Source organism: Streptomyces sp. (genome assembly GCF_035563135.1).
Classification (GTDB): Bacteria; Actinomycetota; Actinomycetes; order Streptomycetales; family Streptomycetaceae; genus Streptomyces.
On record NZ_DATMVN010000317.1, the window covers coordinates 1 to 11,659 of the forward strand.

General features: G+C 69.4%; 13 protein-coding genes and 3 pseudogenes. 10 read left to right on the forward strand and 6 right to left on the reverse strand.

The genetic code is table 11. The features are described 5' to 3' along the window. From VN520_RS13880 to VN520_RS13895, 4 genes and pseudogenes are all read left to right on the forward strand, one after another. A pseudogene (locus tag VN520_RS13880) lies at positions 1–191 on the forward strand (hypothetical protein); the annotation flags it as partial. An 80-nt stretch (positions 192–271) separates the two neighbouring features. Further along, positions 272–445, forward strand: a complete 174-nt coding sequence (locus tag VN520_RS13885) for a Tn3 family transposase (RefSeq protein ID WP_325747204.1) — start codon at positions 272–274, stop codon at positions 443–445. A gap of 81 nt (positions 446–526) precedes the next feature. Next, the gene (locus VN520_RS13890; RefSeq protein ID WP_325747205.1) at positions 527–1,021 is read left to right on the forward strand and encodes a hypothetical protein; all 495 of its coding nucleotides are present in this window, start codon (positions 527–529) and stop codon (positions 1,019–1,021) included. 273 nt (positions 1,022–1,294) lie between these two features. Beyond that, on the forward strand, positions 1,295–1,819 hold the full coding sequence (locus VN520_RS13895; protein ID WP_325747206.1) for a YceI family protein: 525 nt from the start codon (positions 1,295–1,297) through the stop codon (positions 1,817–1,819). A gap of 61 nt (positions 1,820–1,880) precedes the next feature. Here the strand turns inward: VN520_RS13895 and istB are convergent, their stop codons facing one another. Further along, on the reverse strand, positions 1,881–2,678 hold the full coding sequence (gene istB, locus VN520_RS13900; protein WP_325747207.1) for an IS21-like element helper ATPase IstB: 798 nt from the start codon (positions 2,676–2,678) through the stop codon (positions 1,881–1,883). A 4-nt stretch (positions 2,679–2,682) separates the two neighbouring features. Next, on the reverse strand, positions 2,683–4,314 hold the full coding sequence (istA, locus tag VN520_RS13905) for an IS21 family transposase (RefSeq protein ID WP_325747208.1): 1,632 nt from the start codon (positions 4,312–4,314) through the stop codon (positions 2,683–2,685). 326 nt (positions 4,315–4,640) lie between these two features. On the opposite strand from istA, the gene VN520_RS13910 reads away from it, so the two are divergent. The 5 genes and pseudogenes from VN520_RS13910 (at position 4,641) to VN520_RS13925 (ending at position 6,261) form a co-directional block, all read left to right on the forward strand. Further along, positions 4,641–4,949, forward strand: a complete 309-nt coding sequence (locus tag VN520_RS13910; RefSeq protein WP_325747209.1) for a hypothetical protein — start codon at positions 4,641–4,643, stop codon at positions 4,947–4,949. Further along, positions 4,946–5,374, forward strand: coding sequence for a hypothetical protein (locus VN520_RS13915; RefSeq protein WP_325747210.1), 429 nt, complete (start codon positions 4,946–4,948; stop codon positions 5,372–5,374). Before VN520_RS13910 ends, VN520_RS13915 begins: the two co-directional genes overlap by 4 nt. Further along, positions 5,371–5,544: pseudogene (locus tag VN520_RS39830) on the forward strand (zinc finger domain-containing protein); the annotation flags it as partial. The gene VN520_RS13915 and the pseudogene VN520_RS39830, both read left to right, overlap by 4 nt. A gap of 223 nt (positions 5,545–5,767) precedes the next feature. Further along, complete coding sequence (locus VN520_RS13920; protein WP_325747216.1) at positions 5,768–6,130, forward strand: recombinase family protein; 363 nt, start codon at positions 5,768–5,770, stop codon at positions 6,128–6,130. Then, positions 6,127–6,261: a hypothetical protein gene (locus tag VN520_RS13925; RefSeq protein ID WP_325747211.1), complete on the forward strand. Its 135-nt coding sequence runs from the start codon at positions 6,127–6,129 to the stop codon at positions 6,259–6,261. Before VN520_RS13920 ends, VN520_RS13925 begins: the two co-directional genes overlap by 4 nt. Positions 6,262–6,470: 209 nt before the next feature. On the opposite strand, the pseudogene VN520_RS39630 reads toward VN520_RS13925, so the two are convergent. The 4 genes and pseudogenes from VN520_RS39630 to VN520_RS13940 form a co-directional block, all read right to left on the reverse strand. After that, positions 6,471–6,694, reverse strand: a pseudogene (locus tag VN520_RS39630) (hypothetical protein); the annotation flags it as partial. 1 nt (position 6,695) lies between these two features. Continuing rightward, positions 6,696–7,604 (reverse strand): MerR family transcriptional regulator, encoded by a 909-nt coding sequence (locus tag VN520_RS13930; RefSeq protein WP_325747212.1) that lies wholly within the window; start codon positions 7,602–7,604, stop codon positions 6,696–6,698. Positions 7,605–7,944: 340 nt separating this feature from the next. Further along, on the reverse strand, positions 7,945–8,334 hold the full coding sequence (locus tag VN520_RS13935) for a hypothetical protein (protein ID WP_325747213.1): 390 nt from the start codon (positions 8,332–8,334) through the stop codon (positions 7,945–7,947). Further along, a complete protein-coding gene (locus tag VN520_RS13940) occupies positions 8,331–10,979 on the reverse strand; it encodes a DEAD/DEAH box helicase (RefSeq protein ID WP_325747214.1) in 2,649 nt (882 codons plus the stop codon). Before VN520_RS13940 ends, VN520_RS13935 begins: the two co-directional genes overlap by 4 nt. A gap of 165 nt (positions 10,980–11,144) precedes the next feature. Between VN520_RS13940 and VN520_RS13945 the strand changes: the two genes are divergently transcribed. Next, positions 11,145–11,659, forward strand: a 515-nt coding sequence (locus VN520_RS13945; RefSeq protein WP_325747215.1) for a helix-turn-helix transcriptional regulator, incomplete at its 3' end; no start/stop codon positions are given.

Here is an 11,659-nt window from a genome sequence, read left to right on the forward strand (position 1 = left end):
TCAGTCTCTGGAAGGGCGGTAGCTACGTCCGGATGGTGCGGGGGTGGAAGTACACCTCCTCCAAGGAGGCGCGCGGCTACCGGCACGAGTACGCGGCATGGAAGATCAACCAGAACTTCCCGCACCGTTCCCAGCTCTGCGTGGAGTTCAAGGGCCACGACCGGAGGCCCTGCGTCACCATCAAGCGCTGAGCGCTCCACCTGCAACGGCGTTGCCCGCCCCGGGGCCCTCCGGGGCGGGCAACGCCGTTAAGGAGCACGCCGAGACCTCTATGCTCGCCCTGCACCTCCTCCAGTCCGCGCTCGTCCAGGTCAACACCCTGCTGGTGCAGCAGATCCTGACCGAACCGGCCTGGGCCAAGAAGCTCTCGGACGAGGACCGGCGCGGCCTGACCGCGCTGTTCTGGTCCAACGTCAACCCGTACGGCACCTTCCGCTGGATATGAACAAGCGCCTCGACCTGGGCCGTCCGCGATCGTGCCCCGCCCCCGCACTGGGGCGGACGCCGCCATGGGAACGGAGACGTGATGACGACCGACACCGACCTTCAGCGTGCCTGTGACGCCGCCGTACGAGCTGCTCGTACGGATGGAGAGCGGGCCGCCGTGCACTCCCTTAACCCGCCCGGCTGGCCGAACGTCGCACCCGGATCGGTGCTGGGCTGGTACGCCGATGCCCTGTGGGAGCTTGCCCGGCGCGCGGGCCGGGCAGCGGGTCCGCCCGAGACGGGCGCGGTCGCGCTGTCCGAGTGGGTGACCGCGCACAGCGCGGGCCTGTGCACACCGGCCACCCTGCGGACCCTGATGCCGTGGCTTGCCGACGAGCCGACCGAGTTCCTGGAGCGCGCCACCGTCGGCACCCAGGACTTCTGCGCGAAGGTGATGCGGCAGGCCGCCGCCAGCACCCGGGAGGCAGCGGAGAAGGGCGCGTTCGGCGTCGTGGTCTCCGACATGACGGCCACCACCACCATGTTGGCGATGCTGTCCTGCCTGGCCGCGCTGGAGGGCATCGTGGTTTCGTAAGCGAGAGCGAGCAACGTTTATCGATGGTTTCGGGCAGCACTTAGCGATCAGACAGCCCGAAGATGTCGATGAAAAGTGACAACACTGGGTACTTGTTCGCTTTGCCACCCCCTCGAGAGTGCGATGCGCTGTGCCCCCTCACTCGACTCCCGGCGGGGGGCCGACGTTGGGGTGCACTGTCGGTGATCGAAAGGGGACTGGTGCAGCCACCGCAGTGTGCGAGAGGCTGATCCATCCAAGAGGATCTTCAGCACGCGGAGAGGCTACGCACTCATGGCGATACCAGGCACGGCAGAGCAGTCCTTACCAGCAGCAGGCACCTATGAGATCGATCCAGTGGCATCGACGGTCCGTTTCGACACGCGGGCCGTGTTCGGGCTGCTCCCGGTCCGTGGGACGTTCACTATCAGTCATGGCCGGATTACCGTTGCTGAGTCGCCGGGAGAGTCGTCGGTGGAAGTCGCGATGAACGCGGCCAGCTTCGAGTCGGGCAATCAGCAGCGCGACGATCACGTCAGGTCCTCCGACTACCTGGACGTGGCACGACATCCCGAGATCGCCTTCCGGAGCCAGAGCCTGGGAAGATCCGCCGAGGATGCCTCACTGCAAGGAGAGATGACTGCCTGCGGAGTATCGCAGCCGGTTCTCGTCACGATCAATTCCGTTGCCTGCGAAGACAGGCGGATCACAGCCGACGCCACCGCCACGATAGACAGATACGCCTTCGGCATCACAAAAGCCAAGGGCATGACGGGTCGCCGTCTAAAGATCACCTTGGAAGTGGTCGCAAACCGCTGAGGGAAACCTGGCCTCTCCGTGGTCGCGATCGCGACATCCATCGGGGAGGGGCCGGTGCTGGTCAGCCTGCGGCAGTGTTCTGAGCTTGGGCGGCCCTGGTGCTGGCGAGGCGGTAGGAGTCACTGCCGGTCTCGATGATGTTCCCTCCGAAGGTCAGGCGGTCGACGATGGCCGCGCAGAGTCGCGGGTCGGTGAAAGTCTTCGTCCACCCGCCGAACGACTCGTTCGAGGCGATGGCGACGCTGCTCTTCTCCTCCCGCTCGGTCAGAACCTGGAACAGCAACTCCGCGCCGCGGCGGTCCAGTTCCATGTAGCCAAGCTCGTCGATCGCGAGGAGGTCGACGCGTCCGTAGCGGGCGATGGTCTTGGTCAGCACCTTCTCGTCCGCGGCCTCGACCAGTTCGTTGACCAGTTTGGTGGCGAGCGTGTAGCGGACCCGGTAGCCGGCCATGGCGGCTTCGGTACCCAGGGCGATCAGCAGGTGGGACTTGCCGGTGCCGGAGTCGCCGATCAGGCAGAGCGGCAGGCCCTTCTTGACCCAGTCGCAGGTGGCCAGCGTGTGGATGACGGCCGGATCGACGAGGGGGTTGGCCTCGAAATCGAAGCCCCGCAGGGACTTCTCCCTCGGGAAAGCGGCGGCCTTGATCCGCCGCTCCGAGCGCCGGCGGGCCCGGTCGTCGCACTCGGCCATCAGCAGCTCTGCGAGGAACCCGCGATACGACATCTGGTCGCGGGCAGCGGCTTCGGCCAGGTCGGGGAACTGGGCGCGGATGGTGGGCAGCCGCAGCATGCGGCATGCCTGGTCGACGGCGGCGTCGGCGGCTTGTTCGGTCAGCCCGCGGTGGCGTTGGAACGTCACGGCGTCACTCTCCCTGGATCGCGGGGCGGTCGGCCGGCTGCCGGGCTTTCAGCAGCTGGTCGTAGGCCGCAACCGAGGGCGGCGGCCGGGTGTCGGGCGGCAGGTGGGCAAGCCGCCGCTGGGTCAAAAACGTCACCGTCGCCCGGTCCGGCCGGGCGGAGACGGGTGGCTCGTCCACGTCGTCGGCCTCGGCTGCCTTCCGCGCCTCCAGCGCGACCGCATCCGCAGTCAAAGCGCCTGCCCGCAGGGCGGCGGCGAGTCCGGCGACCAGGTACTCATGGGTGAGGTGGCGGCCCAGCAGCAGGACCTCGATCAAAGCCCGGGTGCCGTCCCGGACCCCGTGGGCCTTGCAGGCCGCGGCCCACCAGGCGTCATGGACCGGGGTGAACTTGCCCGCGGACTTCGCCTGTTCCAGGGCGGTCGCGCCGGGAAAGGCGCCGGGCTTCTTGACCAGGGCCTCCAGGTAGTGGTCCAACACGAGTCGGGCCTGGCCTTTGGCGATGAGGCGCTCATGCCGGGCGACTTCCTTCTGCCCGTCGTAGACCACCAGTTCGGACGCGTGCCGCATGACCCGCACCGTCCGGCCGATCAGCCGCACCGGCACCGAGTAGCGGTTGGTGCGGACACTGACCTGGCTGAAGCGGTCCACCCGCAGACTGAACAGCCGCCCGGTCTCGAACGGTTCGCCCGGCAACGGGTGCAGCAACGACCGTTCGACAGCAAAGTACTCACTTACCGCCCGTGGCCGGGAGCCAATCCGGCGCCGTTCGTCGGCCGCGTCCCACTGCTCGATCATCACGTTCAGCTCGGCCAGGGAGGCGACCTCCGGGACCGGGACCAGGTGATTACGGCGGAACCAGCCGATCTGCCCCTCAACCCCGCCTTTCTCGTGGGCGCCCTCGATGCCGGGCAGGCAGTACGCGGCCTTGATGGCGTAATGCGAGCGGAACGCGGTCCATCGCTCGTTCTCCGCCCTCGCCCGCGAGCCCAGCACCCGGGCGACCGCGGCCTTGAGGTTGTCGTAGCGGACCTTGCCCGTCGGAACGCCGCCCAGCACGCTGAGAGCGTGGACGTGGCCCTCCAGGAACGCCTCCTGGCCGCAAGAGGCGAAGACGCGGTGCACCGCCTTGCCCGAGTAGCACAGTCGCATCGCGAACAGGTAGCAGGTGACCAGCTCGCCGGCCAGGCGCACCTTCACGTCCCCGAAGTCGACCTCCGCCTCCGCTCCGGGCCGGTGGGTCTGCGGAATGAACGCGTTCACCGGTCCGCGGCCCGCCTCGACCTTGATCTGCTGGCGCCGCTCGGCGACATAGGCCCGGACCATCGGATAGGTCACCCCCTGCGCCGCGTGCTCGTCGACCAGCCGGTCGAAGATCCGCTTGACGGTGTGCCGCTGCTTGCGCGGGGCGTCCAGGTCAACCCGCAGCATCTGGTCGATCAACGGCTTGTACGCATCCAGCCGTGTTCCCCGGGGCCGCGGTCTCTTCCGGGGCTCCGGCCACACCGACTCCAACGCCGCCTTGACCGTGCGGAATCCGACACCGTGCTCGCACATCAAAGCCCGGTGGGACATCCCCGCCCGGGCATCACGGCGGATCGCCGCGTACAGATCGACCTTGGACTTCGGTGGCGCCATCGCACCCTCATCCCGCAGAGCACCCCCAGGCTCCCACCGCAAGGCCCCGGGTGTTGCCAGAACTCAGCAACACTACCCTCCGGGAAATCCGGGCGTTCCCCGCTCTGAGCGACAAGTGGTGTCAGCTTCCACGTACAAAACCAGCATCGAGGCCCGCTGAGCGCCGCCAGGCGGTGTTTCATAGGTAGTGGTCACCTGTGAAACACCCCAGCTCCCGCACCGCGACCTCGATCATTCTTGTTTCATTGGTTGTTGCATGACCCTAGTGGGTTGAAACGCACCTATGAAGCACTCGGTGCGTCGAAGTCGCCCATGAGGGAGTTTCAATGAACGCACGTGGTTCCGTGCACTTGCGCATCCGCGGAACGGACGGAGAAACCTGGAAGGTCTTGGTCCTGGACGATCCGCAGGCAGAGCTGGCCAAGATCCAGGCCCGCATCGACGCTGGCGAGGTCTTCACCACGGTCACGGTGACCACGAGCCACACCGGCCTGGATCGCACCCCGAACGTAGCCCTCGACTCCCCGGTGGCCTCCTGCGAGCTCCTGACACCGCAACCCACCACGATCACCGGGACCCTCGCCCCGCAGCCGGGCGGCCGACTCACCATCACTCCCGAAAGCGACGCCCGGTGAGCAGCGTGCCCCGGGAAGAAAGCCACCCGTACTTCGCCTGCCCGTCGTGCGGGATCGTCGGTGAGCCGGACTCCGTCGACTACGCGCTCAGCGCGGACCGCGAGCATGTCGACTGGACCGTGCCCCTGAAGGTCAGCTGCGGCTCCTGCCGCAGCTACTCCCAGATCACCCGCACCGAAGTGCTGGACCGCGATGCCGAACACACCTGCTCCCGCTGCGGACATCGGGCCGTCTGTCCGGCCCGCGCGGACCGGGTCTGTTGCCGGAGCTGCGGCCTCAACGAGCCCGGCCCCGCAGCAACCGGCGCCCGAGCTGAGCATCTGGGCGATGTCGAGCGGGCCGCCGACCAGTGGGCCGCGGCCCGGGTCCGCGTCGCCAAGGACGACGCCCGTGAGCGCGGCACCCTGCCCTGGTGGACCTCGTGAGCGCACCCACGGCGACGGCGGAGGCACATCTGCTCGTCGAAGCGCACGCGTGCCCGATGTCCACCTGCGCCGCCCCGGCCGGACCGCCCTGCCGGACCAGCAAGGGCAAGGTCGCCATCCAGTACCACACCGCCCGCTTCCGGCTCGTGCCCCAGCTCGCGAAGACGCTCAACGTCCCCACCCCACCCGTACGCAAACCCGGCTCGGCCTTCGTGGGACTGCCGCGGCCGCGGAACGACGGAGCCGAACCGGCCGGTCACGTCCGCCTCGGCTACGCCCGCGCCTCCACTGCCCGACAGTCCCTCGACACCCAGCTCGACTCGCTCACCGAGGCCGGGGTGACCCGCATCTTCTCCGACAAAGATCTCCACCCGCGCCACCCGGCGCCCCGAGCTGGACAAGGCCGTCACGCTCGCCCGCGAGATCCGCGCCTCCGGGGCGGCTGTCACCCTCGTCGTCCACGAGCACAAGCGCCTCGGCCGCGGCATCGACCTCGCCACGCTCACCGAGGACCTCAAGGCGTCCGACGTCGGACTGGAGTTCCTCACCGGCGAACTCAAGGGCCCCCACGACCCCTCCGGCGTCGTCTTCACCGTGCTCGCCGCACTGTCCGGCATGGAACGCGAGTACATCCGCGACCGCACCCTGGAGGGTCACGAATCCGCCCGCAAGCGCGGAAAGACCATCGGCGGCGCAGGCGTCACCGACAACGACATGCTGTCCATGGCCCTCCACCTCCGCGACCAGGAAAAATGAGTCTGCGCGACATTGCCGACCGGCTCGTCATCACCACCGGCAAGAAGAAGGGCCAACACCCCTCACCCGCCACCGTCATGCGGATGCTCCGCGAACACGACGAGCAGGCTGCCGCGGCGGCGAGCGCGTGACCCCCGGGCTAGTTTGCGGCTGGTGCCTGAGCTAGGACTCCAGGGCCGAGATCCCCGTGGGTTCAGGGAAACCGGACGTCCTTCAGCGTGAACCCACGGGTCCATCGGTGTGCGTCAGGCCGATGGACCCGTGGGTTCGGGTGAAACGCGAGCATGCTGAGCGATCCGAAGGGTCTCGGCGGTGACGTCGGCCTGGATGTCCTTGGTCATCACGACCGCCTGCCGAACTGCCAGTTGTGCACCCAGGGTCGGCGTACCGGTCCGGGGTCGGGATGGCCAGTTGCCGTGTCCGGGTCCGGCCTCCGGACCAACGCCGCCGTCCCCAGCCGGGTGGCGCCGTTGTCGGACAGCCGCGGCCCGTAGGCGATCAGCTCGTCCCGGTCGAGCGGCACCGCGAGGTCGCGGCCTGCCCCGTGCCGAGGTCGAGCACCAGGTCAGGTCTGATCCGCGGCGCGCAGGGCCCGCGCCAGCCATTCCAGCTCCTCGGTCGCGTCGGGCGACGCATTCTGCCCGCGCACACGGGCGATGAGCCTGCGGTAGTGCTCTGCTCCTGCCTCGATCCCGGCTTCCAGGCTGCGCAGCACGGCGGCCCGATCGGCGTCACCGAACAGCTCGGACAGCACCTCGGCCGCTGCCGGCGCCTCGGGAGCGACCCCGCCTTTTCTGACCTCCGCGACGGTCCGCACGATCTGCCTGGCCCACCAGATGGACGCCCCGGGGGGACGGCCCTGCCCCGGTACGGGCGTGTTGAGTTCCATCCATGTGCGCAACCGGGCGCGGAATCTGGGGTCCCGCACCAATTCGGCCAGGTCGATCCAGGCGTCGACCTGCTCAGGTGTGGGATCTTCGGGCAATTCGATGCTGAAGGCGCGCATGCGGTCGCGCAGGCGCGGGTCGTCGAGGCCGCCGAACACCTCCTCCTTGAACTCGTCGATGATCTGCTTGCGCTCGGCGGCGGAAAGCCGCGCCAACCGGTTCATCAGTGCTGTCTCCTCAACGGTGGAACCCCGTTTCGCCACGGTGGACAGGACGGCCCGGCTCACCTTGAGGGAGCGGATCTGCGCGTCGAGCGCGGCCACATGCGCGTCGGCGACCCCGGCGACCGTGGTGCGGCCACTCAGGACACGGCACACGTCGTCGAGCCCGAGGCCCAGCTCCCGCAGGGTGCGGACCAACTCGACGCGGGCCACGGACTCGGCGTCGTACAACCGGTAGCCGCCCGTGGAGCGGGCTACAGGCGGCACCGCCCCCTCGTCCGACCAGAAGCGCAGGGTGCGTACCGGAAGTCCGGTGCGGTGCGCGAGCCGGCCGATGGTGAGCACTTCGGGGCGTTCGTCGTCCATGAGTGAGATCCTGAACCCTCCGGCGGCTGGAGACTCAAGCGCCTCAGTGCGACATCCCGTGGGTGCTCCAGAACTCCGCCGAGTTCTCTCACCACCGCCGGCGTCGACAGCATGCGCCTCCCCGCCTTCGACCAGCCTGCAGACCGATCGGATGGGACGAGGAAATTTCAGGAATCCTGAAGTGACGTCACTGACCGGCCGATCACGTGAACGAGAGAGAAGCCCCAGGCCAGGGGCTCAGGGTTCCGGCAAGAACCACGGGAACCCACGGGATGTCGCACAATCGTGGGGTGTGGCGAGCTGCTCGTGCTGCTGGGCGGTGAGGCGATCGCGCCGCTGCTCACCAGTCGTCAGGTGCGCTGCCCACCCACGCGATCGGCCGGCCCTCGCTGTTGCGACCCCAGTGCGGTTCCTTCATCGAGGTCTCGTGCCCGTCGGGCAGGACGCAGATCCGCCCCCAGCGGCCGTGCTTGCCCGCGCAGACCTCGGTGAGCCGGGCCGCGTCGCCTTCCGCCACGGCCTGGTCGTAGCGGTCCTGGAACGGCTGGAGGCGGGCACGCAGCTCCATGCCGAGCTCTGTCTCCGCCGCCTCTACCTGTGCCCGCGCCTCCTGCACCCCGGGGTCGGAAAGCACGAACGAGATGACCTTCTCCGCCTCCGCGAAGGCGCTGGTGCGGGCGTGCCGCCGCACGGCTTCCTGCACACGTCGTTCTTCCTCGGGCGTGGTCATGACGCCGCTCCTTCCGCGGCCGCCCATTCCAGCCCGAGGCCGGCGAGCGCGGCGAGCTTGTCGGCGGTGAGCTTGGCCCTGCGGGTCTTGGAATTCGCGAGGAATACCCCCAGTTTCACGGGGTGTTCTTCGCCGTCGATGACCACTGTTTCGATGTGGGCTCGGGGTACGGTCACACTTCCGGTCCGGGCCCGGTACTGCTCCAGCGCGAGGACACCTCGCTCGAACGCCCCGGCCGCCACCGCCTTCTTCCTCTTGGCGGCCGGCGCGGGCAGCGGTGTCAGCCCCAGCGCTTCGAGCCGCTGCCGCTGCTCGGGCAGCAGCGCCTTCCACACGGTGTGCTCGCGCTGCCGGGTGATCCAGGCGCCGACGTCGCAGCCGTGGACGACGACACCCGGCAGGACCTCGGTCAGCCCGGCCTCCTCTGCCAGGAGGGCGCGTGCGGTGGCGTAGTGGCGCTGCCACTCCACCGACCACCCCGGGTTCCACTCCGGGTCAATGGCTTCCAGCGCCGCCCGCCGTTCCCCGGCCCTCTCCTCGTCCTTGCCGAGCCCGCCGGCCTTGCGCAAATTGGCGAGCCACTGACCGACCGCCACCCCCTCGGCCACGGCGTCCTTCGGAGCGGCGAGGCTGCCGTGCGTGGCGTGGTAGGCGCGAGCCGCGGTGAGGTTCTTCCAGAATCCGGCGTCCGCGACCGCCCACACCATGCCCAGCTCGTTCAGGAGATCGGCCCGCCAGGCTTTCAGCGTGCCGAGCCGGAAGGCGCGGCGCTGCTCGCTGACCCATGCGCCCAGCGCATACGTGATGCCGTTCTCGCCCCGCTCCACGGACACGTCGAGCGGCACCTGGGCGTCGCCGTGCTCGCTCACCCAGTGGCGCAGGGCGTTGTATCCGGTGAGCCAGACCTCGGAGTCGGGATGCAGGACCCGGGTCCGCAGGAACAGGGCAACGTCCCCGGGATCGCGAGGGAGGGAGAACCGCAGCAACGGCACCCCGGCGCCCGCGTGTTCCTCCTCGGCCGCGTCGTCGTCCGTAGCGGCCTCTGCGGCTTCCTCTGTCGTCTCCTCGCCCGTGGGACCCTTGATGCCGGCCGCCGTCTCGATGTCGTGGTCGGCGTCATCCTCCTGGACGTCGTCGCCGTCGGCGCCTTCCTCGCGGACCGGATCGAGTGCGACCACGGACGTGGCCCGGCCCCGGGCGGTCGTGGTGCTCAGCGCCATGCGCTCGATGACTCGCTCGTCATGTGCCCTGAGCCCCTGGAGGACAGTGACCAGGCTGCGGTAGCTGGGGGACGCCATCATGTCGGAGGGGTCCTCGCCCGGCTCCAGGAAGACGGGGACGATGATCCGGCTGACCTTGCCCTCGCCGGGGTCCTGGCGCAGGCCCCGCCCGATGATCTGGACGATCTCCACGGGCGAGCTGCGGGTGTCGGCGAAAACGACCGCGCCGACACCGCGCTTGCCCCGGATGTCGACGCCCTCACCGAGCACCCGGCAGCTGGACAGGAACGACAGGTCCGTCACCCACCCGTCCGCGTCCAGACCGTCCGCGTACCGGCACAGGACCTGTCGGCGGTGCGCGGCGGGGTGCTCGCCGCACAGCCAGTCAGCACCGACCCGCCCCGGGTAGGCGACGGGGTCTGTCGCGTGGAGCTCGGCCGCTGTCTCCGGCAGTGCGCGGGCGAACGCGAGGGCGTCCAGAGTGCGGGAGTGGAACGTCATGTATGACCTGACGCCCGACTCGTCCGCGTGCTTGAGCAGGGCTTCTTGCAGCGCGGCGAGACGCCGGCCCCGCCGCTCCTCCACGGTGGCGTCCGGTCCGGGTGCCTGCGGGTCCCGGATCTCCAGGACGTCGATCTCGAACCGCGCCAGGACGCCGCGCTCGACACTCTCCATCAGCCCGAACTCGAACAGCACCGGCCCGTACAGATCGACGTCGTCCATCGACGCCACCAGGCGCCCGCCGGTCCCGTCCGCGCCGGCACTGCTGGGCGAGGCCTCCCACAACCGGGGGGTGGCCGTCATGTACAGCCGCCGCTCCGCAGGGATGCGCGCCTGGTCGTGGACGGACGCCCACGCCTTCGCGGCATCTCCGGAAGTCCGGTGGGCTTCGTCGATAACCAGCAGGTCGAAGGGGCGCATCCGCTGCCCGTACGAGCCGTGCAGCGCGCGTTCCAGCACGCCCGGCGCCGCACTGTCCTCCTCGTCGTCCTGGTCGTCGAGGAGGCCCTGCGGGGACAGGCTCGCGTACGTCGCGAACACCAGCACCGGCCCGTCCTGCGCCCCGGTCCACAGGGCGAGCTGGGTGGGGTTGGTCGTGCACCGTACGTCGAGTGCGTCCAGCAGCGGATCGGCGCCCAGGCTGCACACCGCGACGGCCGGGGCGGTATGTCCGACCGCCCGCCACGCCTCGACGGTCTGGGTCAGCAGGTCCAGCGTCGGGACGAGCACGCCGACCATGCCGTGAGGAACCATCCGCAGCGCGGCCACCGCCGCTGTGATCGTCTTGCCCGAGCCGGTGGACATGTGGACCTGCCCGCGCTGCCCCTGGGTGGGCACGGAGCCGTCCACGGGGAGGGCCAGGCCCTCGATGATCGAGTCCACGGCCTCGACCTGATGCGGCCGAAGCGAGATCGCACCCTGCATATCCACCACTCCCCGAGATCAACGGCATCCGAAGCACCGGACGCCGTTGCTTGCCGCATCGCCGTTCCGTTGTGCTGATAACGACCGTAGCGTACTTGCATAAAACTTGTTCACTGAACGTCCAATCTGATGCCGGAAATCGTCCAAATGCGCTAGGGTCGCGGCATGAGCCAAGAGAACAGCGTCGAAGCGCTGCTTGAGGAAGCACGGCTGAACGCCTCGATCCCGCCTCCGGCGGAGCGTCAGCGCCTGCGGGAGGCCGCGAACCTGTCCCGCGCCCAGGTCGCCGCAGCCGTCGGTGTCGGGCGCACCACGGTCGCCAACTGGGAGAACGGTCACAGCGAGCCGACCCCGCCCGGACGGCTGGAATACCTGCGCCTGCTCAAGGGCCTCGCGGAGATCTACCCGGCCGCCCCCGCACCCGCAGCCATCCCGGAACCCACTGCGGATCTTGCCCCCGTCCCGCCCGCGTTCGTCGCGGCCCCGGAGACGCTGCGCGGCCCGGACGGGCGCGCCATCGAGGGAGACCCCGGCCCCTGCATCCGCTGCGGCATCGAGACGACCTACCAGTCGACGGACGGCCGCCCCCTGCACTCCGGGGCGATGTGCCAGCCCGCTGGCCCCGCTCCGGCCGCGCCCGCCGCTTCCAGCCCGGGGGCAACCACACCGGCCGCCGCCCC